Genomic DNA, 22256 nt, shown 5'->3' on the forward strand with positions numbered 1-22256 from the left:
TTCGGGAGAGCGGGCAAGAATCCTGTCGAAACCGCGCAGACAACCAAGGCCCCGCGTGGTGCAAATGGCACGCGAGGCCTGTTAGTGATGGGATTCCGGCTTACTCCGCCGGAACTGCCGCAGCTTCTTCGCTCAGCGGGTGGCTCAGCTTGTTCAGCATCTCTTTGGGGCAAACCTGCAGGAAGTTACCTTTTTCCACGTCCCAATGCTGTAGGATATCTGCGGCCTTCCGGCTGTTGGTCTCCTCGGCGTGGCGCATGATCATGGATTTCAATTGCTCCACCCAATGGTCGACGGCAACCGGACAGGTCACAAGCGTTTCCTTGTTCATCAACGCTTCGGCTTTGCCTTCGGGATCATAAAGATAAGCCATGCCACCGGTCATGCCGGCACCGAAGTTGGCACCGATATCACCCAGGATCACGGCCACACCGCCGGTCATGTACTCACACCCGTTCGATCCGCACCCTTCGACCACGACTTTGGCGCCCGAGTTGCGCACAGCAAACCGCTCGCCCGCGCGGCCAGCTGCGAACAGATGGCCATCAGTTGCGCCGTACAGCACCGTGTTGCCGATGATCGTGTTTGCATCCGCCTTCAGCGGACTGACCTGCGGCGGGCGCACGACGATCGTACCGCCAGACAGACCCTTGCCAACATAATCGTTGGCATCTCCCGACACTTCCAGCTTCAGGCCCGGAGCCGCAAAGGCACCCAGAGACTGACCGGCCGAGCCCTGCAGTTTCACGTGCAGGTGGTCATCCTGGAACGTGTTCCGCATGCCAAAATTCTGCACAATGTGGCTGGAAACACGGGTCCCAACGGTCCGGTGCGTGTTCTGCACCGCATAGGACAGCTGCATTTTCTCGCCGTCCTTCAGGAATCGGGCCGCATCGCGCACGATCTCGGCGTCCAGCGTATCAGGCACAGCATTCCGGTCCCTGTCACGATTGTACACGATATTATGGGCACCATCGACTGTGATCAGCAAAGGGTTGAGGTCCAGATCGTCCAAATGTGCCGAACCCCTGCTGACCTGCGCCAGCAGATCGGCCCGACCGATGATTTCATCCACGGAACGCGCGCCAAGGCTGGCCAGCAGCTCACGCACTTCCTGAGCGTAGAAGGTGATCAGGTTGACGACCTTGTCCGCATTGCCGGTGAACTTCGCGCGCAAGGATTCGTCTTGCGTGCAGACCCCAACCGGGCAGGTGTTCGACTGACACTGGCGCACCATGATGCAGCCCATGGCGATCAGGGCGGCGGTGCCGATACCGTATTCCTCGGCCCCCATCATCGCGGCCATGACGATGTCTCGACCGGTACGCAAACCGCCATCGGTCCGCAGGGTCACCCGGTCGCGCAGGTTGTTCATCGCCAGAACCTGATGCGCCTCGGTCAGGCCCATCTCCCACGGCAGACCGGCATATTTGATGCTGGTCGCGGGCGATGCCCCGGTGCCGCCATTGTGGCCCGAGATCAGGATGATGTCGGCCTTGGCCTTGGCCACGCCGGCAGCGATCGTGCCGACGCCTGACGACGCCACCAGCTTCACCGTCACCTTGGCGCGCGGGTTGATCTGCTTGAGGTCATAGATCAGCTGCGCCAGATCCTCGATCGAGTAAATGTCGTGATGCGGCGGCGGCGAAATCAGCGTCACGCCCTTGGTCGAATGCCGCAGACGCGCGATCAGGTCGGTGACTTTCATGCCGGGCAGCTGGCCGCCCTCGCCGGGTTTGGCGCCCTGAGCCACTTTGATTTCCAGCTCTTCGCATTGGTTGAGGTACTCGGCGGTCACGCCGAACCGACCCGAGGCCACCTGCTTGATCTTGGCCGATGGGTTGTCGCCATTGGGTTCAGGCACGAAGTGTGCGGGATCTTCCCCACCTTCACCCGAGTCAGATTTTGCGCCGATCCGGTTCATCGCCACGTTCAGCGTCTTGTGCGCCTCGGGCGACAGCGCGCCCAGCGACATGCCCGGCGTGACGAACCGCTTGCGGATCGAGGTGATCGATTCGACCTCTTCAATCGGTACCGGCTTGCCCAACGGTTTGAAGTCCATCAGGTCGCGCAGATGGATCGGCGGGTTTGATTGCATCTTGGCCGAATACTGCTTCCACAGCTCATAGGACGCCTTGTTGCAGGCCATCTGCAGCATGTGCATCGAGGTCGCTTGCCAGGCGTGGGTCTCGCCCGTCGCGCGGGCCTTGTAAAACCCACCGATGGGCAGCACGTCCAGACCACTGTTCCAGCCTTTGGCATGGATTTCTTCGGCCTTGGCCTGAATGCCGGTGACGCCGATGCCGGAAATCCGGCTGGTCATGCCCGGGAAATACTCGGCCACCATGGCGCGGCTCAGGCCCACCGCCTCGAAGTTAAGGCCACCGCGATAAGACGAGATCACCGAAATTCCCATCTTGGCCATGATTTTCAACAGGCCCTGGTCGATGGCCTCGCGAAATCGCGCAACGTTTTCTGTCAGCGTGCCATCCAGCAGCCCGCGGTCAATGCGATCTGCCAGTGAATCCTCTGCCAGATAAGCGTTCACAACAGTCGCACCGCAACCGATGAGTACGGCGAAGTAATGCGGATCCACACATTCCGCCGACCGCACGTTCAATGAACAGAAAGTACGCAATCCCTGACGGGTCAGATGCGAGTGCACGGCGCTTGTCGCCAGGATCATCGGCATCGCGACCCGACCTTCGCCCGAGCGCATGTCGGTCAACACAAGATGCCCTCCACCAGACCGCACTGCTTCTTCCGCTTCGGCTCTAACACGGGCCAAAGCGTTGCTCAAAGCGCCTCGACCGGGTTCAAAACTACAATCAATCTCAGCCAGAGGAGCATCAAAGTTCTCGACCAGCTTGTCCCATTGCGCGTTGCCGACAAAGGGGCTTTCCAAAACTACGATCTCGGTTTGGCTGCTGTCTTCATCCAGAACGTTCTTGAGGTTGGCAAACCGGGTTTTCAGCGACATCACACGGTATTCACGCAGGCTGTCGATCGGCGGGTTCGTGACCTGGCTGAAGTTTTGCCGGAAGAAATGGCTGAGCGGGCGGTATTGCTTGGACAAAACCGCCGATGGCGTGTCGTCACCCATGGACGCCAGCGCCTCTTTGCCATCTTCAGCCATGGGCGCGAGAATCTGCTCCAGTTCCTCGACCGAATAGCCTGCCGCGATCTGACGCTTGCGCAGTTCTTCGCCCGAGAATATCGGCTTTTCGGTCACACCTGCCAACGCTTCGTCCAGATCGTTGATCTTGCCGACCCACTCGCCAAAGGGCAGTGCGCGAGCCAGCTTGTTCTTGATCTGGGTGTCACGGTAGAGCTTGCCCTTTTTCATGTCGACAGCCAGCATCTGACCGGGGCCAAGCGCGCCTTTTTCGGTCACTGTGGCCTCGTCAATCGGCACCATGCCTGCTTCGGAACCCGCAATGACCAGACCATCGCCAGTCACAACGTAACGCATCGGACGCAGACCGTTCCGGTCCAGACCGGCACAGACCCAGCGGCCATCGGTCATGGCCAGCGCAGCCGGGCCATCCCAGGGCTCCATCACCGAGTTGCAATAGGAATACATATCGCGCCACGCCTGCGGCAACTCAACCGCCTGCTTGGACCAGCTTTCCGGAACCAGCATGGTTTTCGCCATCGGGGCCGAGCGGCCCGCGCGCACCAGAACCTCAAAAACCGAGTCTAATGCAGCCGAATCCGACGATCCTCCGGCGATGATTGGCTTGATATCCTCGGCATAGTCACCAAAGGTGCCACTGGCCATGCGGATTTCATGACTCTTCATCCAGTTGATGTTGCCCCTGAGCGTGTTGATCTCACCATTATGAGCCAACATGCGGAAAGGCTGGGCCAACCACCATTGCGGGAAGGTGTTGGTTGAATAGCGCTGGTGATAGATTGCAAACGCGGATTCAAAGCGTTCGTCCATCAGATCTGGATAGAAGACGGCAACCTGTTCGGCCAGCATCATACCCTTGTAGATGATCGAACGACAGGACAGCGACGCCAGATACAGCCCGGAAATACCAGCCGCTGCAGCCGCCTTTTCAATACGACGACGAATGACATAAAGCTCGCGCTCGAAGGTCTCTTCATCCACGCCTTTGGAATTCGAGATCAGGATCTGCTCGATCTCGGGCCGTGTGGCGTTGGCCTTTTCACCCAGGCAGGTGACATCGACCGGCACATGACGCCAGCCATAGATGTAATACCCCATGCGCAGAACTTCGGTTTCCACGATGGTCCGGCACTGCTCCTGCGCGCCAAAATCGGTGCGGGGCAGAAAAACCTGACCAACCGCGATCAGTTCATCCAACTTGGGCTCGTGGCCTGTGCGTCGGATCTGGTCATAGAAGAAGGGCACCGGAATCTGCACGTGGATACCCGCGCCATCGCCGGTTTTACCGTCGGCATCAACTGCGCCGCGATGCCAGATCGCCTTTAACGCGTCGATACCGGCGTCCACAACCTTGCGCGAGGCTTTCCCATCCACGGACACAACAAGACCCACGCCACAGGAAGAATGCTCTTCTTCGTCGGAATAGAGACCATTTTTGGCCATCCAGTTGCGCTTGGCTTCTTCGGCCCGCACCCAATCGGCATCATATTTGGTCATTGGCTGTCTCCTTCGTCAGAGGGGGCATACATGGCTTCGACCTCGGCTTTGGTCATCTGCCGGCGTTCGCCTGCGAATGCATAACCCTCGGGCTTTTTGTCGATGTAAAGTTCAAGTTTCAGCGGGTTGCCTGCGGCGTTATCAAACAGACCTGCCGCCATTTGTGTCTGGCCGTGCATCTCGCCCGGAAGGGTAATCCGGTACCAAAGCGCCGAACCACATTCGGCGCAAAACGCACGCTCTGCCCAGTCGGACGAGGTAAAGGTTTTGACCGGGCCAAGCGCGGCGTACCCTTCTTCGGCCTGAAACGTCACCAGCATGGAGCTGGTCCAGCGGCGGCACTGATCGCAATGGCATGCCCCAAGCGCATCCCGCGCCGGATTTGCAGTCACCGTGACTGCGCCACACATGCATTGGCCTTGCAATTCGGGCATTTCCGACCCTCCTGATCGCTGGGATTATTCGGCTGCAACAGCAGATTTTGCATTGAAGCGGTCGATGATCGCATCGGCGCAGTCGCGGCCGTCACGGATCGCCCAAACTACCAGAGAGGCACCACGCACGATGTCACCGATTGCATAGACTCCATCCATCTCGGTCTCACCGGTTTGGAACGCAGCCCTGATCGTCCCCCAGCGGGTGACCGGCAGGTCGGGTTGTCCGAACAGCGTGGGCAGGTCTTCAGGCTCGAAGCCGAGCGCCTTGATAACAAGATCAGCGTCTTCGACATAGTCCGCGCCTTCGATGACTTCGGGGGCCTGACGACCTGACGCGTCTGGCTGTCCCAGGCGCATCTTTTGCACGATCACACCCGAAACAGTGTCTTCACCCGTGAACCCTTTGGGTGCGCTGAGCCATTCGAAGATCACGCCTTCTTCTTCAGCGTTCTGCGTTTCACGCTGTGAACCCGGCATGTTGGCCCGGTTCCGGCGATACAGGCATTTGACAGAAGTCGCGCCCTGACGGATCGAAGTGCGAACACAATCCATCGCGGTGTCTCCACCGCCAATCACGACAACCTTCTTGCCGTCCGCATTCAAGCGACCGTTGTCAAAATCTTCAACCTCGTCGCCAAAGCTTTTTCGGTTCGAGGCCGTCAGGAAGTCGATTGCCTTCTCAATCCCGGCCAGTCCGCTGCCCGGCATGGCCAAGTCTCGCGACTTGTAGACGCCAGTCGCAATGATAACGGCATCATGCTTGGCCCGGATTTCTTGGAACTTTGCCACGTCCACGTTGCAGTTCAGAACAAACTCAACCCCACCATCAGCAAGCAGGTCATTGCGGCGCTGAACAACATCCTTTTCCAGTTTGAAACCCGGAATGCCATACATCAGCAGACCACCGGCACGGTCATAACGATCGTATACCGTGACTTGGATTCCCGCCTGGCGCAGCATGTCCGCGGCGGCCAACCCTCCGGGGCCTCCACCAATGATACCCACGCTTTCAGTACGTTCAGTCGATGGAGCGACCGGTTTGACCCAGCCTTTTTCCCACGCGGTATCCGTGATGTATTTCTCGATCGTACCAATCGTAACTGTTCCATGGCCCGACTGTTCAATCACGCAGTTGCCCTCACAAAGACGATCCTGCGGGCAGATGCGGCCGCAGATCTCGGGGAAGGTATTGGTGGCCTGACTGGTATGGTAGGCTTCTTCCAGACGTCCGGTCGCAGTCAGGCGCAACCAGTCGGGGATATTGTTGTGCAACGGACAATGCGACTGGCAGTACGGAACACCGCATTGGCTGCACCGACTCGCCTGCTCGGCCGCTTTTTCAGCGGCGAACTCGGTATAGATCTCGTCAAAGTCGTCCTTGCGGTCATTGGCACCACGCTTTTCCGGCATGACGCGGTCGATCTGTACAAATTTCAGCATCGGTTGCTTGGCCACGGGTCAGACTCCATGAATTGGCTTGGTCCCGCTTCTTTAAGGGAAGAGCATCTGGATGAAAAGTCATATATGTTGACTTATTTTAAGAAAACACCGTCCACCTCTTTAAAAAACAAAAGATAATCAGAAAATTTAGATCCGAATCGGACCTATATGCGTGCTTTCTTTTTCTGTACCGCCCTTATACCCATAAACCGCATAAAACACGTGGCAGCAGCACGGCAGGGCAGATGAGTTTGTTTCACCTGATTCTCGTAGCAATCATTCAGGGAATCACTGAGTTTTTGCCCATATCCTCATCTGGTCACCTGATCCTGCTGCCCAACCTGTCGGGGTTGCAGGACCAGGGTCAAGCCATTGATGTCGCGGTGCATGTGGGAACCCTGGGTGCCGTGGTGCTGTATTTCTGGTCGGATGTGAAACAGGCCGTTGCCGGATTTCCGCGCGCCCTGACCGGACGGACTGATACACCTCAGTCCCGCCTTGCTCTGGGCCTGATCATTGCAACTGTTCCCACCGTGATCGCGGGCCTCATTCTGCACGTGACGGGGATGAGCGCGGCCATGCGCTCGATCACAGTAATCGGATGGACAATGCTGGGTTTCGGTCTGTTGCTGTATTGGGTGGACCAGAAAGCCCCCGAAACCAAAGAAACCGCCGAATGGGGAATACGTGACGCGTTCATCATGGGCCTGTGGCAGGTTCTTGCGCTGATCCCCGGCACGTCGCGATCCGGGATTACCATCACAGGTGCGCGTCAATTGGGATACACCCGTGAAGACGGTGCGCGTATTGCTATGCTGATGTCGATCCCGACGATTCTGGCGTCAGGCACTCTGCTGGCATTGGATGTTGTGCGCGAGGCCGATATGCAACTGGCCCGGGATGGGGCAATTGCGGCGCTGTTTGCATTTCTTTCGGCCCTTCTGGCACTCAGCCTGATGATGCGGCTTTTGCGCAGTGTCAGCTTCACACCCTACGTTATCTACCGCGTCATTCTTGGCGTAATACTTTTGATCATGGCCTACAGCTGATCAGATACGCAGGTTTTTAGCCGAGTTCTGAATGTCGTCATACTGACCCGAGGGGCGAAATTTCCACAGATATTCCGGCAGAACCGATTCCAGCGTGGTCGGTTCAATCCCAATATCTGCAAATGACTTGGCACAGTCGGATACCACATTGTCATGGCGCAGGTTCTTGAGCTGATCGCGGGTCAAGATGTTGTTGGGGAACAGCTGGAAACTGACAAACTTAACCATATCCAGTACATTCGCCATAATCCGGGCAGCAAAGAACGGCAGACCAATTATGACGCGGCGACGGTGAATCACTTCAAGCATTTGCTGCATCAGGACGCGGAAGGTTTTCACCTCCGGGCCGCCAAGTTCGTAAATGCCTGGCTCTGCCTGTCCCAGAACACCTTTGACGGCAGCCTGCGCCACATCGTCTACAAAAACCGGCTGGAACTTGGTTTCGGCCCCGACCAGAGGCAGGAACGGTCCCATGCGGGTCATCCCGGCGAAGCGGTTGAAGAACTGGTCTTCCGTGCCAAAAATCACCGAAGGGCGCAGGATCACAGCGTCTGGCATATGCTTCAAAACGCCCGCTTCACCATGTGCTTTGGTCCGAGAATACGCGCTGGCTGAATTCGCATCTGCACCGATGGCCGAGATATGAACCATCCGCTTGATGCCCTGCTCGGCTGCCAAACGCGCGATGCGTTCAGCTCCTTCGGCCTGTACGGTATCAAAACCGTTCTTGCCACGTTCGTTCAGTACGCCCACGCAGTTCACAACTGCATCGGCGCTCTGCATCGCCAGCGCCACCGAGGCATCATCCCGGATATTGCACAGCACCGGCTCGACCTGACCCACGGCACCGTAGGGTTTCACGAACATGGCCTCGTTCGGACGTCGCACCGCCACCCGGACACGCCAACCCTCACTCGCCATGCGCCGCGCGATGTAGCGACCGACAAATCCCGATCCGCCATAAATCGTCACCAGTTTTGACATGAGAGGGCTCCTGCTGAGAAATTGCGCCCTAGAACTAACGCCCGCAGGCCAGTCAAACAAGGCGCTAATTCGCCGCGACGGCCGTGAAAATCATGGGCCGAAAACACCGGCCGGGAACCGAATTCAAAAAACTTCAAAAAATCTCACCGAATCTGGTTGACGCCTCCCGCCACTAGGCTTAAACGCCCCTCCACGACACCTGCCCAGGTGGCGGAATTGGTAGACGCGCTAGCTTCAGGTGCTAGTGTCCGTATGGACGTGGAGGTTCGAGTCCTCTCCTGGGCACCAAGTTACTCTTCCAAATATTTGATTATAAAAGATAAAGCGTTTTTCGTATCGCCTCTAACCACCCTGCTGACCACCTTTAGTCGCGCGGTAGTCGCCCAAAAGATTAGCATTGGGCCACTTTTCCCAAGAAATAGCTGGTGAAGCCCAAATCCGCTTCCGCTTCCCAATAATTAAGCTCGTTCACAAGGCGATAATGGGTGCGCCAGTGCATTCCCTTCGGTTTCAAGCCCTCCATCAGATCTGGGTCGCCTGCCCATCCGAGACGCTCCCGTATTTTGTCTGCACGCCTTTGGCTACGTTGAAACGCTGCTTCTCGCTGGGACGGATAGGCAAGTTGGTGGCAATCACGACACGCAAAAATACGCCCGCCATAGAGTTTGGCGACGCGCCGACCACACCCGCGCGCTGGACACGCGAACCACTGGCGATTTCCGCCGAAGTGAAATGACTGCGAAAGAAGGCGTACTTGATATTCGTGGCTTTCCCATTCGTCGCCGTATTCCCGGCTGCGATAAGACAGTTTCACAAATCCACAATCGGCCAGCACGTTTATGCGTCCTACGACCTCCCCTTCCTGCGACCATAGCCAAGAAAAACTATGCCCAGGCTTCAACAGCCCTTCGCGCGCCCAGCGACGCACATCGATGCTGCGATAATCGGAAGTCACGCTCTTTGCTCCCCAATGCCAGTGCCTACCACTTCCAATACCGCCCATTTACTTCTCCAGATTTTTTCGAAATCATAAGGGAGAAACTTCCGCTAAGAAAGAAATGTTCTTACTATGTTCTGGCGTCGGGATATATATTTGTATAACGCAGCGCGGCGGCGATTTCGGCCATTCGTGAATCACGCAGCATTCTTATCGGGATAAATTTACAGGGTAGCGACGTTGCTGTCGTTTGCCGCAACTGCATCAATGGCAGCTTTCATACTTCAATGTCGGATACTGTTCTCTGATTTCGAGGTGTCAACACTTAGCTCCATTGCATAGGAATCTGGAAGCACTCAAACGCTGCCAAACACTTAGTCGTGCTGACTTGCGCTAATTCCGGCAGCGACGGCTGCTCTTTTAATTCCAATTTGAGTCCCAATTGGCATTTTGGTGGGGTTGTCTTGCCATTGCTTGAATTGCAGAACTATGCCTGAGTAGAAAGCAAGCGCGTCTATGTAGTCAATTGCGGGCATGTCTTGAATTTTCTGCTCTGCGTCCTGCTTGATCGTTCCATCGGTATCGCCAACACGTGTGTTGGTTTGGGCTAACCCGCTGGCATAACCCGTGCCAACAGACAGGATATGTGCCTCGCCATCAAGATAGACATCATCGCCAAAATTCAGCGATCCGAGCGATTTCGGACTCGTGTCGACTGCTTTGTTGCCCACGTTCTGCGTGGCCTCAAGCGAAGAACGGTTGGCAATTCGACTGACGGTTTCCCCGGTGACGGTTGTTGAAACATCCGCTACTTGGTGTGCCGTGTTCTGCGACATCTCAGACTGGCCGACTTGGGCCCTGTGATGATCAGCGCCGCCAAAGTGCTGACGTGGTCTTGCCATAGCCGATCCTGCGGCCAGTGCGATCACCAGTGCTGGTGCGACAATGAGTTTTTGGACTGTGTTGAAGCGTTGCATTTTTGGTCTCCAAATCTTGCATTTACAACTCCAACCTAGGGGCGTGATAGCTTTGGGTATTGTGAGACAAACTCAGGTTATTGATATTTCCCATCAAGCCGCCCTGATGCTACTTGGCTGCCTTTGTTTCATGCCAGTTATCAGAACCAATCGGTCGGACCGAGCTACAGCGTCCGCTTCCAACGATGGGTCATGGGGGAATGGACACCAGATTGGCTCGAAGGCTCCGCGACCATGCGTTCACAGTTCAAAGCTTCGAGCACGATTTTGGTCCTGAGCTAAGGGTTGTGGGTCTTCCGTTTCGACATAGGCGGATCTCCAATTCGTCGAAGATCAGCAGATCGGAGCTTTCACCAGTGTCTGTATTTCGAAAGATAGTTCCGTGACCGGCAACCGAAACCACCATCTCGATGGTTCAACGCCAAAGATGCACCAACACTCACCGTCGATCGGTCAAATCGGGCTGCTCACCGTGATGAGCCTCTGTTGGTATATGCTCGATCAAATGCGCGCCCGAGCCGATTTGTCGGTGTCGGCTCGGGCGCAAATGCAGGACCTGGTTGCGTTAGGTTGATGCAAAGACATCATTTTTAATATTTGTGTCCCCCGACAATGATACGTGAGTAGGCTTCGAGGATTTTTTCGTTCTTTTGCTTGCAATCGTGCCCACACCTATCTGGGTATAGAAATTGCCATTCAGTGTGTATGCTGCCGCCCCCTCCGGCCGGTTTTTTCATTTTGTAGGCTGGCGATTGTGATGCCGCGTTGGACGTTGCTTTTGCATGATCGGTCGTATACGTGCTGTGAGACGGCGCGACGCGTTCATGTTGGGCTGCGGCTCCGGAATGATGACCCGGTCCAGCCATGACCGATCCTGCGGTTAGTGCGATGACCAGTGCGGGTGTGGCGATCAGTTTTGTGATGGTGTTGAAGCGTTGCATTTTTGATTTCCTTGTCTTGCTGTTATATCTCCAACCTAGGACCGCGATCGCTTTGGGTATTGTGAGAAGAGTTCAGGTTTTTGATATATCTCGTCAAGTCGCCCTGATCCCGCTTGGCATGGCATTTGCGCCCCGCTTATTGTTGCCCACAGCAGTAAACGTCCCTATTAAGTAAAGCTCTTCAGCGTCAGGCAGCAGATCAGCATGAAAACGAACGAAGTGAATCCTGATGGCCATGTTTGGTATGTTCCGGGTTTTGGAGTCCACCACATAGCCAAGCTTCTGAAAAACCGGTTTCAGACACTGCTGCGCTATTAAGATCTGCACATCTACCGGAAGACAGTTTTGAGACCCCTCCGAACCAGGTTGATGTTCGGAACGAACTCCGGCTTTTGGAACTCGCCACCCAAGAAACCAAAGATCCCTTTTTTGCCATCTCAGCAGGACAAACATTCAATCCCAGAGGGACAACACTTCTCAGCTATGTCGTGTTGAACTCTCCGACTGTAGGAGACGCAATCGAGAAGGCAGTGACCTACGCTCGCCTGGCTCGGGGTTTTGCCAAACTGTCATTCTATGAAACAGAACATGGCATGTTTTTGGAGATAGATTCCATCTCCAAGTTGATGCGTGCTGATGGGGCGCATAACGAATTTCGGATTACCGCCTTTTTGACCAGTCTTCAAATTGCGGCTGAGACGCCGCTGCCTGTCGTCGAGATGCGGTTTCCGCACGAATTGACCGAAGAAAAGCAAATACAAATCTCCGATGCTTTGTCGATCAACGTCAAACAGAGCCAACGCGTTCCAGGCATCCTGTTCGACAAGGCCGTTGTGGATATCCCGATCAGGAACACAGATTCTGCGTTGCTTTTGCACCTTGAAACACATGTGCAAAATCTGATGAAGGAACTCACGCCAGTCATAGGTGAGACAAGCTCTTTGGTACAAAGCGAAATAACATCGCGATTGTCTTTCAATGCACCAACACAAGATGAAATCGCGAAGATACTTGGGATGAGTATCAGCACACTTGGACGTAAACTTGCCAAAGAAGGCACAACCTACAAACAACTACTACAGGACACGCGAAAAAGGCTGGCAGAACAATACCTTGACGATCCCAAACTCAGTCTTTCCGAGATTGCTTTTGCACTCGGGTACTCTGACCAGGCTGCGTTTACCAATGCTTACAAGACCTGGACGGGCCAATCTCCGGGGAGTGTTCGAACCGGGTAGGTTCGCCTAGGGACGCCAATGCTGACTAAAGCTATGAGCTGGGGTAAGCAGGTTGAACACAAGTGTGGCCTTCCATCTGAGCCGACTTATGAACAAATTTCCAGTTCCTGCGCCCCAGCCCACATACTCGTTAACCAAAGCACTTGTTAATAATTACTGTAATCTCTGTTCCACTGATAACTGCCGCTGGGTGGCGCTGACGAAAGCGTAGCTGGCCCTTGCCTGGTCTCTACATTAGCAGGCGTTTTTGCGGTTTTAAGGGTATTGGCACTCGCATGGCTATGTGCCTGAGGAACCCTTGAACCAACATCGTGTGCACGCCCGTGACTGCCTGACGGATGCGCCATGGCCGTTCCGGCACCTACAACAAGTGCGAACATCGTGGCGGCTGTAATCGCGACCTGTTTCATCTCTTGGCTCCATTTCAGCTAATCGTGTTTGAAACGCTGTGTGTAAATTCAATTTGGCAATCGGCGGCCCGGATTTATTGCGATGGCATGCCAAGGTTTTGCGAAAAGTCATCAAGCTTACATCGGTTTGCGACGTCTTCTGAAATGAGGAAACCTCTGTCAGGGGAACATTTACTTTGCGACGGCTGTCCACCGAGTAAAATTGGTGGGTTTTGGCCGAAGCACCCACTCAGCCGTTGACCCACTATGAACCAAAAGTCACTCGATGTGCGTGATCGAAAACGAGTTTTCGGCACGGGCGGCAATAGTATAACAGGACATGAAAGCGCCCTTGCCCGACAGCCTTTGGCAGTCAGTGCAAAGGCTTTCTCAATATCTCAGAGGCGCAGGGCTTTGGCTCGGAGAACTACGCAACAGCGCGGATAATCTGGCTCACACCAAGATCGATTTCAGCGCATTCTGGCCGCCGGGAGACTGCACAGAGCTGTGTCTGCCCAAAAGACAGTGCAGCCGGGCCCCAGCGTCAGCAATCGGGGTCCGGCATTTAACGGTGGCGCACCGTGTTTACACCTGCTTAGGTTAATATTGGTGCTTGATCACCCAGAGACCCAAATCAGTATGTTCCAATGCGTTCTTTGCTTCCGGACTGACTTCAATTTCCAACGAGTATTGAGGGGTCGAGCCGTATAGGCTGGTTTCCTGGGCCGAGATTAAGTTCTCTTCGCCCACATCTTGCTCTGCCAACAAATCCACGCCACGGTCGGTCATTTTAGTGGTTTGATGGGTATTAGCCATCCGGTCCGCGTTGTTGAGTGCTTGCGATACGGCTGAGCGAGCATCATGAGCTTGCCCGCGAAGGCCATGGTCACCCAGCGGGCCGGCCATGGACATCCCAGCACTCAGAACAACGGCGAAGGCGGTGACGGATGTAATCAGTGTCTTTTTCATTTCATAGTTCCTTTCAGTTCAGCGTGTTTGTTACGCTGTGTGTGCACTCAATTTGGCATTCTGCGGCTTAGATTGATTGCGATGGCACGTCGGGGTTTTGAGAAAAGACATCAAATTAACGCCTGATCCCCATTTCAATTCGGATCAAAGGCAAAACGGCATAAAACCGGACTTCGAAGCCGATGTCCCAGCTGAGGTCGTAGTCACCCGAGCTGCTACCCAAAGCGGTTTCTGTGGTGACCTCAGCATAGAACTGCGCGCGATCTGACAGGGCGGCAATGCCACCTATGCTCATTGCCGCAGTATCCTGACCAGACACCACCGAGGTTCCCCCATCGAACGCATGGTAGACGTCGATTTGACTGTAGAGCATCGAAGTGGTTGCAAAGACACGTTCAGCACGCAGTCCGACTCGGGCCATCAATGTATCACCGTCTACCAAGGATCCGACCAGGTCGCCCGAAACCCGATCTGGGACATCGCCCATGTTGATGTCGCTGTACATGACCTGCACTTGCGGTGTGAGCGTCAAATCGTTCAGAAGCGTGAACGGCTTACCAACTTCGACAGAAATCTCATACCCGCTGCCGCTGAAATCCACCGCCTCCCGGCCATTCAGACCTGCATCGCCGTCGAAGTACCCATAGCGAAGCTGCCCGTCGACATAGAATTGACTGTCCGCATTCCAAAGCGCGCTAAGGGTTGCATCGTAGCCGTTGGCCGACGCATTGGCGCTGGCCAAGCGGGTGTTGGCGCTGGATGACAGGTTGCTGATGCCAAATTCCAGCCTGGCAAACATCTGTCCGCCCGCGACCTCAGCCAAAGGAAAATCTGTGTCAAATCGCTGTTTGTCGCTGTTAGTTGTCAAACTACGATCACCGGCACAATGGCTGCCGCGTTCACTCCAAGGACCGGCCATGGACATTCCGGCACTTACGACAAGAGCGAACACTGTAGTGAATGTAATGTGTGCCTTTTTCATCTTTGAGCGCCTTTCGGCTAAACGTGTTTGTTACGCTGTGTGTGCAACAAACATGGCAAACTGCCGCTCTATATGATTGCGATGGCACATCATGGTTTTGCGAAAAGACATCAATTGAACATTCGCCGCCCCGCGCATTTGCAGCGAGGCGGTTGGCTATTCTGCCCAAGCTGCGTTTACCAATGCCTACAAGACCTGGACCGGAAAATTTCCGGGAAGTGTTCGACCTGCGTAGGTCGTCTCAGAATTTATAAATCGTCGAACACTATGTGCCGGACCTCGGAGTTAGTATCTGGGGCCCGGCATTAGGTAGTGGCACGTCGCGATTTCTCTGCACCGTCCTGTCTGGATCAACACACTGCTAGTAGCGGGATAACCAAGTGTCACGAAATATCACAGGATGATCATTTTGGTGACCAGAGTATCACGTGAGCACCACCACCGCCGCCAGATTTATTGATGACATCAAAGGTATAGACGTCGGTGCCCAGGGGCTCGGTCGAGGACGAGTTTTCTTGATCCGGATCGAAGCCAGGGTCGGTTTGGTGGGTATGGGCCCCATGGTCCGCGTTGTCGAGCGCCTGGGATACGGTTGAGCGAGCATCATGGGCTTTCCCACCGAAGCTGTGGCCATTCAAAGGTCCGGCCATGGACGCTCCGGCGCTCATGACCAGTGCGAATACTGTGGCGGTTGTGATCATTGTCTTTTGCATTTGTCTTCTCCTTTTGGGGTTGAGCGTGTGCGTTACGCTGTCTGTGCACTCAATTTGGCAGTTTACGGCCCGGATTTATTGCGATGGCTGCGCAAGGTTTTGCGAAAAGCCATCAAGGTGGTGTCCGTTCGCCGCGCAGTTTGCAAATTGGCGGGCTGTCAGGTCGGAACTGGCTTCTCCTACGAACCTGAAAGGGGTAGTCGACACACGAAACCGGGCCCCGGAGTTGAGATCCGGGGCCCGGCAGTGGGTAGTGGCACGTCGCGATTTCTCAGCGTTGTTCTGTCTGGATCAACACAAGGCGAATGGCGGGATTACCAAGTGTCGCGAAACCCACAGTATGATCATTTTGATTACTCGTATGCCACAGGAACATGTTTGTTTTCTTCAGCACCTAGCAGGTCGGGGCTCGACGACTTGCCAATAATCAAAGTGTAGCTGCCATCACCCTGAACCGGGACAACAACAACATTTGGCAACTCCGAGATCGGATTCGAACCAGTAACTGTAGTGGTTTGGTACGTGTTGACCCCACGGTCCGCGTTGTCGAGCGCCTGGGATACGGTTGAGCGAGCATTATGTGCTTTCCCACCGAAGCTGTGGCCATTCAAAGGTCCGGCCATGGACGCTCCGGCGCTCATGACCAGTGCGAATACTGTGGCGGTTGTGATCATTGTCTTTTGCATTTGTCTTCTCCTTTTGGGGTTGAGCGTGTGCGTTACGCTGTCTGTGCACTCAATTTGGCAGTTTACGGCCCGGATTTATTGCGATGGCTGCGCAAGGTTTTGCGAAAAGCCATCAAGTGCACGGTCGTCTGCAGTGTTTCTCCAGACGGGCTAACCTCAATTAAGTAAACATTGGTACTGCGACAGCCGCCTATAAAACCGATTTGGTGCAAGTCGACGATGCGCAAACATCCGACGTTAAGGTAAAAATGCAGCATCGGTCAATTTGGCTCAGACCAGCCCAATGCGCCCGCAGCGTTTCCCAAAAACAAGCAATTGGGCAACGGTCATTCAAACCAACGGTAAAATTCAGGTGCCAGCGCGGTGCTGATGTCTGGGCTTGGCGGGAGGGTTGGAGGACCCAAAATGCAAAGAGGCCAACTTCCCGCTGTCCCCCCGAAACGAAGAGCATGGAACAAAGGTCGGATCGTCGGCCAGAAAAGGCCGCTGTTGCCGAAACAAGTGTGGGCGATCCGCGCGCGACTCGAATTGGCCAGGAATCTGCGTGATCTCACGCTGTTCAACGTGGCGATTGACAGCAAGCTTCGCGGATGCGACTTGGTGAAACTGTCCGTCAGTGATTTGGTCAGAGATGACCGCGTTCGCGAGAGGATGTCTGTGATCCAGAGCAAAACCCGGCGACCCGTTCAGTTCGAACTCTCTGAAAACACGCGGGATACCATTGCCGCATGGATCAAGTCGCCGGAAATGATCGGCTGCCGTTTCATGTTTCCCAGTCGGTTTCATGACCGCCCACATATCTCAACCAGCCAATATGGCCGACTTGTGCGGGATTGGGTGGCTGCGATTGGGTTGGAACCCAGTGGCTACGGCACCCATTCGCTGCGCCGGACCAAGGCGGCGGAGATCTACCGCAAAACCGGAAATCTCAGGGCGGTTCAACTGTTGCTCGGACACACTAAGGTTGACAGCACTGTCAGATATCTTGGTGTCGAACTTGAAGATGCGCTGAGCATCGCCGAGCAAATCGACATTTGAACCATATTGGCGGGCGGCACTTGCCGTTCGCCAATCCTGAGCGGACCTGCGTTCGCAGTACAGCGGTGGTTCGGATCGAGCCCAAAGCGGTCCTCTCAGAATTGCACCGCGAAGCTACTTGTGATTTGCACTAGGAAGAGAATGGAAAAGCAATTCTTGGGGAAGGCGGGTTATGAGGCGTAGGGCATTTCTAGCAGGTTTGGGAGCACCTATACTGGGCGCTTCTTTGGCTGCTGGTCCATTGTTCGCGTCCTCTCCTTCCTTGCGTCTGTCGGGTTACCCATACGATCGCATCCAGGGGCTAATGAATGGCAACATCGAAGTCGAGGGTTTCGAGCACAGTTTTGAAACTGACAGTATTGGGGGGCTAAACACTGATGCTTTAGGCGGCTCAATGACCCGAGAGGTCACGGAAATCGGGCTTGTACCATACATCATTGCGTACTCGAACGAGGGTCTGCGCAACCACACTCTTATACCGGTCTTCCCGCTCCGGACGTTTCGGCACAAAAGCATCTACATTCGGCCCGACCGCGGGATCGAACGCCCAGAAGATCTCGTAGGAAAAACCATCGCCTCACCGGGCTATTCATCGACTTCGCTGACTTGGATTCGAGGGATTGTTGAGGATGAATACGGTGTTTCTCCCTCTGACATTAACTGGGTTGTATCCGCCGGTGACTCGGCGGGTGCGGCAACGGGAGGCGCTTCTGGTTTCGAGAATTTCATTCCTGATGGGGTAAACATTTCGACGGGACCAGAAGGGTTGGACGAGTCTGAATTGCTCGTTGAAGGCATTGTTGACGCTCTGTTTCACGCAGCCGAACCTAAGGCCTACATCGAGGGAAATCCGCTGTGCGTCAGATTATTCGATGATTCACGCGCCATCGAACAAGCATACTTCGCGAAAACTAGTATCTATCCAATCATGCACGCGGTCGCCATCCGCCGAGATTTCGTTGAGGCGCACCCTGAGGTCATCGCCGCCGTTTTCAACGCATATTCGCAAGCCAAAAATCAACTATACGCATTTCAGAGGAAAGAGGCATGGTACATCAGTACCGTACCGTGGATATCTCAAGAGCTTGAACAAACCAGAGCTATTATGGGCCACAACTTTCATTCCTATGGTATGACGGATGCAAATCAGGAAACCCTTAAAGCGCTTCTCAGGTATTGCCACGACCAAGGCCTTTCGCAGGAACTGCTTTCCATTGAAGACCTGTTTCACCCATCTTCTCTGCATCTGATTGAAGAGATGTGAACGACTGCTCTGTTCCGCACAGCAGTCGTTCAGCAGATTTCAGCGAACGTCCGCTGCCGTTCAATGCAGACCTTCAGGAGATATTCCTCTGGATGACCACCAACAATGACCGCTATCCGATCCTAAGCCGTCACCTGACTGAAACACTCAGATGACTGCCTTGAGCCCAGAGCAGCCATTTATTGGCGTTGCCACGCTGCACCGCCGCTAATAACTGTACCAGACCTGAAACCCGCGGTGGAAATAACTGAACGGCATTCACCGATTGTCCTTTTCTCCAATTGGCAGCTACTCAATCGCGGATCTGAATGTCGCAGTGAGTCGCTCATTTAACGCACGATGGGGCTTGGTTGAGGTGCCGTAATACAACTCCGCTAGTGCGGCAATGTCATTGTAAATGATCGTGGAACCCCCATCGTCGTCCGCGTACACCAACAGCTTTTGGCAAAATGCATCTAGCCCAATTGCCGGAAAATCCGCCATTGCTACTCCGCCGGGTGCTGGGCCACCAAACAACAATAGAACGGCCTCTGGAATCTCCATTCCCAATTGGGATGCTTCGGCCGCAAAGTCGATTTCTCCAAACCAGACGGTATCGTCCTGCGCCATCACAACCTCGGTGAGTCGCCCTACTGCCTCCGATACGTTTAGCTTCGACTTCAGTTCGATCACCCCATAGTCCAGCGTCAATCCGTCAGTCGGGGCTGGCTTCGCGACTAAACCGCCAAGAACATCAAGCATCCTGTTGTCGAATGCCTCCAGCATTGAGGTCTCAGTCAACCCGTGTCTCTCTACCAAAAATTGCGATCCCGTATAGGTGATCTGCGCAAGATCATCTTGATCGAATGACAAAGCGCGAAACGGAAGATCCAGTCCAGCGCGCACGTTCCCAGCGAGTATTGAGGAATTGATCTCAGGGTCTGAAAAAATAAGTACGCGCGACGCGGGCATTTCGACGCCTTCGGCTTGAGCCAAGCGCGCATGATCAATCGATGCAACTTCAGTCAGGCCTGCTGTACCAACCGCTGCCTCCAGCACCAAGTAGTTTTCATCCACTTCGCTTTGAGCAGTTGATGATTGAGCCAGAACTGAAAGTGAAACCGTGAAAACTGCCAAGATTATTGAAAGGGCAACGCAATATCTAAACATTTAAGTACATCCAATCTCACGTTCTCTTCGCAAGGAAGTTGCAGCCAACGCCGCAAACGCCAGCTCAGCAAAAAGATAAAACCACAAAATGCCGCTCGGAAAGCCATCGATTAGTATGCTCAACAAACGCCCAGCAGCCAGACCGGACATGAAGAGAAGAAGAACCCAAAGTGCTGGACGTTGCAGTTCAGGCTTCACAGTGGCTACCAACCAAAACACAGCGTTGGTGAGGTACAACCCCATAATGGCGCGGAAGACGTGGGATTGATTGGTTCCCTCTACTGGGAAACCTAAAAGAAAAGGGACAGAACGCCCGGGCACAAGTCCGTAAGACAAGGCAATCGGGACGAGGCCAACAGCGGCTAAGAGTAGGACTAATCTAGCGGTCATAAGGGCTTTCCTTACACAAAGCCAAATCCGCCAGTCGGTCGCGGTTCATGACTTACCTTAAATTGACACTCGGCCAATAGGCCGAGTGCATCACTTCAATTTGAAAGACGAAGCATCAGTCTCAAATCGTTTACTGAGAGATTCCACCCTCAGTTGATGTCTGTTCTTCCACGTGACCCTTGTTTGCGACCGGTTTTCCACGCGGAGGGAACTTCTCAAAGGTAGCAAGATGCGCCTGCACCAATCGAGCTGCTGGACCGAAGGCCCACATCTTCTCACCCATCCAGCGAACGTACATGCCGCTTTCGTCCGCAGCTTTTTCATAAGGGTCCCGCCGCAGATTGTAGAGCAACGGAGCAACCAATTCTTCCTTAGGACCTGACCAACCGTGATTTTGCACGACGAAATGTGCTTTCCAATCATTGTACCGAACGGCTTGGAGGTCCGTACCCTGATAATAAATCAGTTCACGACGACTGCTTTCTACTTGCTCACCTGTTAGATATGACAATTGGTTGTAGCCATCGAGATGTACATTGTAGCCTTCATAACCCTCTAGCAGTTTCTCTTTCAGGTCTGCGGGACCTCCAGCGGCCGCAACGAAGGTGGGCATCCAATCCATCCCGCTGAAAATACCATTTAAGACCTGACCTTCGGGAATTTTTCCAGGCCAGCGGATTATCGCGGGTACTCTGAATCCACCTTCCCAGGTTGTACCTTTCTCTCCATGAAACGGTGTGGTTCCACCATCAGGCCAAGTCAGTGTTTCCGGGCCATTATCGGCGGTGAACACTACTATGGTGTTGTCAGCAACGCCGAGGTCCTCAAGGTGCGCGAGCACTTTTCCAACGTTGTCGTCCAACTCCTTCATGACCACATCCTGAAGACCTCGACCATTGCCCAGCATCCCTTCGTACTTTGGGCTTAGATGGGTCCAGACATGAGCTCGGGCTGGAGCCATCCAGACGAAAAACGGTGTATTTGATTCAACCGCGCGCGAGATAAAGTCCGTCGTGTAGGAAGTTACTTCGTCGTCCAAAGTCTTTTGGCGTTCCGGCGGAGCTGGACCATCATCAATGATGCGCTGCTTTCCGACTTTACCGAAACGCGGATCGACTGTTTCATCCTCTTCCTCTGTCGCAAAGGAATGAATGATATTGCGGGGAGCAAATTGGGCGTTGAATTTTGGGTCGTCTGGCCAATCCGGGTCAGACGTGTATTCCATGGCGTTAAGGTGATAAAGCCAACCCCAGTATTCGTCGAAACCTTTCGTAGTAGGTAGGAACTCGTTCAGATCGCCAAGGTGGTTTTTACCGAACTGTCCGGTCGTATATCCCAGTTTTTTTAAGAACATCGGAAGTGTCGGATCATCTGGGTTCAAACCTATTGGGTCACCAGGCAATCCAACTGTATGCATACCGGTGCGAATTGGCATTTGCCCTGTCATAAAAGCTGATCGACCGGCGGTGCAGCTTGGCTCTGCGTAGTAATCTGTAAGACGCGCTCCCTCGGACGAGAGCTGATCCAAATTCGGCGTTTCAATGCTTTTGACACCGCCATGATAAACACCAACGCTTGCCCATCCCACGTCATCAGCCATGATAACAATAATATTTGGGGGTTGGCCCTCATCGGCCCAAGCTCCAGTGGCGGTAATACATAGCGCACCAACTAGTGAGACAATTTTTTTCATATGACCTCCCATCGCGTTACTTCTTTAAGACGATAGGCAAACCTTCGGGTTTGTAGAATACCTTAATTTATTAACTCTTTGTGCAGCCGTTAGTCAGCCATCAGGCGGTATCTCAGAAAACTCTACTGAGCAAACATGCAACTAATCTCAAAGCGCTAAGATTAGGCGAACGGCTGCTGTGTCCGCTACTCGGACCTTGGTCCTGTTCAAACCAACGTCCAGTTCTCCGCAATAAGCAGTCAGAGGGACTTCAAAGCAGACGTTGCCGCGGTGCCGATCCTCCGGTTCCGGTTTGCCCGATCACGTATAGACGCATCAGACGGTTCTCTTGGCTTATCCCAAAAGGA

18 protein-coding genes, 1 tRNA gene and 1 pseudogene are annotated in these 22256 nt (G+C 54.2%); 6 read left to right on the plus strand and 14 right to left on the minus strand.

Annotated features, from left to right (window positions below; translation table 11 throughout):
- Positions 1-100: 100 nt before the first annotated feature.
- The 3 genes from gltB to D1823_RS14430 are packed head-to-tail and all read right to left on the minus strand — an operon-like array spanning position 101 to position 6525.
- Entirely contained in the window at positions 101-4633 is a 4533-nt protein-coding gene (gene gltB, locus D1823_RS14420) for a glutamate synthase large subunit (protein ID WP_117871146.1), read from the minus strand.
- The gene (locus D1823_RS14425; RefSeq protein ID WP_117871148.1) at positions 4630-5067 is read right to left on the minus strand and encodes a GFA family protein; all 438 of its coding nucleotides are present in this window, start codon (positions 5065-5067) and stop codon (positions 4630-4632) included. Before D1823_RS14425 ends, gltB begins: the two co-directional genes overlap by 4 nt.
- Before the next feature lie 24 nt (positions 5068-5091).
- Positions 5092-6525: an NAD(P)-dependent oxidoreductase gene (locus D1823_RS14430; RefSeq protein ID WP_117871150.1), complete on the minus strand. Its 1434-nt coding sequence runs from the start codon at positions 6523-6525 to the stop codon at positions 5092-5094.
- Between the two features lie 230 nt (positions 6526-6755).
- Between D1823_RS14430 and D1823_RS14435 the strand changes: the two genes are divergently transcribed.
- Complete coding sequence (locus D1823_RS14435; protein ID WP_117871152.1) at positions 6756-7559, plus strand: undecaprenyl-diphosphate phosphatase; 804 nt, start codon at positions 6756-6758, stop codon at positions 7557-7559.
- Here D1823_RS14435 and D1823_RS14440 read toward each other — a convergent pair whose 3' ends face one another.
- On the minus strand, positions 7560-8543 hold the full coding sequence (locus D1823_RS14440) for a complex I NDUFA9 subunit family protein (RefSeq protein ID WP_117871154.1): 984 nt from the start codon (positions 8541-8543) through the stop codon (positions 7560-7562).
- A gap of 201 nt (positions 8544-8744) precedes the next feature.
- Here D1823_RS14440 and D1823_RS14445 point away from each other — a divergent pair.
- A tRNA-Leu gene (locus tag D1823_RS14445) sits at positions 8745-8831 on the plus strand.
- Between the two features lie 103 nt (positions 8832-8934).
- Here the strand turns inward: D1823_RS14445 and D1823_RS14450 are convergent.
- The 3 genes from D1823_RS14450 to D1823_RS14460 form a co-directional block, all read right to left on the minus strand.
- Complete coding sequence (locus D1823_RS14450; RefSeq protein ID WP_117871155.1) at positions 8935-9546, minus strand: hypothetical protein; 612 nt, start codon at positions 9544-9546, stop codon at positions 8935-8937.
- Between the two features lie 308 nt (positions 9547-9854).
- Positions 9855-10457: a hypothetical protein gene (locus D1823_RS14455; protein ID WP_117871157.1), complete on the minus strand. Its 603-nt coding sequence runs from the start codon at positions 10455-10457 to the stop codon at positions 9855-9857.
- Between the two features lie 590 nt (positions 10458-11047).
- On the minus strand, positions 11048-11398 hold the full coding sequence (locus D1823_RS14460) for a hypothetical protein (RefSeq protein ID WP_117871160.1): 351 nt from the start codon (positions 11396-11398) through the stop codon (positions 11048-11050).
- Positions 11399-11757: 359 nt separating this feature from the next.
- Between D1823_RS14460 and D1823_RS22130 the strand changes: the two are divergent.
- Positions 11758-12183, plus strand: a pseudogene (locus tag D1823_RS22130) (AraC family transcriptional regulator ligand-binding domain-containing protein); the annotation flags it as partial.
- 231 nt (positions 12184-12414) lie between these two features.
- On the plus strand, positions 12415-12636 hold the full coding sequence (locus tag D1823_RS22135) for an AraC family transcriptional regulator (RefSeq protein ID WP_254683837.1): 222 nt from the start codon (positions 12415-12417) through the stop codon (positions 12634-12636).
- Between the two features lie 989 nt (positions 12637-13625).
- Here D1823_RS22135 and D1823_RS14470 read toward each other — a convergent pair.
- From D1823_RS14470 to D1823_RS14485, 4 genes are all read right to left on the minus strand, one after another.
- A complete protein-coding gene (locus tag D1823_RS14470; RefSeq protein WP_117871161.1) occupies positions 13626-13994 on the minus strand; it encodes a hypothetical protein in 369 nt (122 codons plus the stop codon).
- 115 nt (positions 13995-14109) lie between these two features.
- A complete protein-coding gene (locus tag D1823_RS14475) occupies positions 14110-14976 on the minus strand; it encodes an autotransporter outer membrane beta-barrel domain-containing protein (protein ID WP_117871163.1) in 867 nt (288 codons plus the stop codon).
- Positions 14977-15380: 404 nt separating this feature from the next.
- Positions 15381-15689, minus strand: coding sequence for a hypothetical protein (locus D1823_RS14480; protein ID WP_117871165.1), 309 nt, complete (start codon positions 15687-15689; stop codon positions 15381-15383).
- A 353-nt stretch (positions 15690-16042) separates the two neighbouring features.
- A complete protein-coding gene (locus D1823_RS14485; protein WP_117871167.1) occupies positions 16043-16375 on the minus strand; it encodes a hypothetical protein in 333 nt (110 codons plus the stop codon).
- Between the two features lie 405 nt (positions 16376-16780).
- Between D1823_RS14485 and D1823_RS14490 the strand changes: the two genes are divergently transcribed.
- Both D1823_RS14490 and D1823_RS14495 read left to right on the plus strand, forming a co-directional pair.
- The gene (locus D1823_RS14490) at positions 16781-17413 is read left to right on the plus strand and encodes a tyrosine-type recombinase/integrase (RefSeq protein ID WP_117871169.1); all 633 of its coding nucleotides are present in this window, start codon (positions 16781-16783) and stop codon (positions 17411-17413) included.
- 172 nt (positions 17414-17585) lie between these two features.
- Complete coding sequence (locus D1823_RS14495; protein WP_117871172.1) at positions 17586-18677, plus strand: ABC transporter substrate-binding protein; 1092 nt, start codon at positions 17586-17588, stop codon at positions 18675-18677.
- Between the two features lie 288 nt (positions 18678-18965).
- On the opposite strand, the gene D1823_RS14500 is transcribed toward D1823_RS14495, so the two are convergent.
- From D1823_RS14500 to D1823_RS14510, 3 genes are all read right to left on the minus strand, one after another.
- Positions 18966-19826 (minus strand): DUF302 domain-containing protein, encoded by an 861-nt coding sequence (locus tag D1823_RS14500; protein ID WP_117871174.1) that lies wholly within the window; start codon positions 19824-19826, stop codon positions 18966-18968.
- Entirely contained in the window at positions 19827-20216 is a 390-nt protein-coding gene (locus D1823_RS14505; RefSeq protein ID WP_117871176.1) for a DUF4345 domain-containing protein, read from the minus strand.
- Positions 20217-20346: 130 nt separating this feature from the next.
- Positions 20347-21909 carry an arylsulfatase gene (locus tag D1823_RS14510; RefSeq protein ID WP_117871178.1) on the minus strand — a complete coding sequence of 521 codons (1563 nt, stop codon included), beginning with the start codon at positions 21907-21909 and terminating at the stop codon, positions 20347-20349.
- Positions 21910-22256: the final 347 nt, after the last annotated feature.

The sequence above is a fragment of the Ruegeria sp. AD91A genome (assembly GCF_003443535.1).
In the GTDB taxonomy this organism is placed as follows: domain Bacteria; phylum Pseudomonadota; class Alphaproteobacteria; order Rhodobacterales; family Rhodobacteraceae; genus Ruegeria.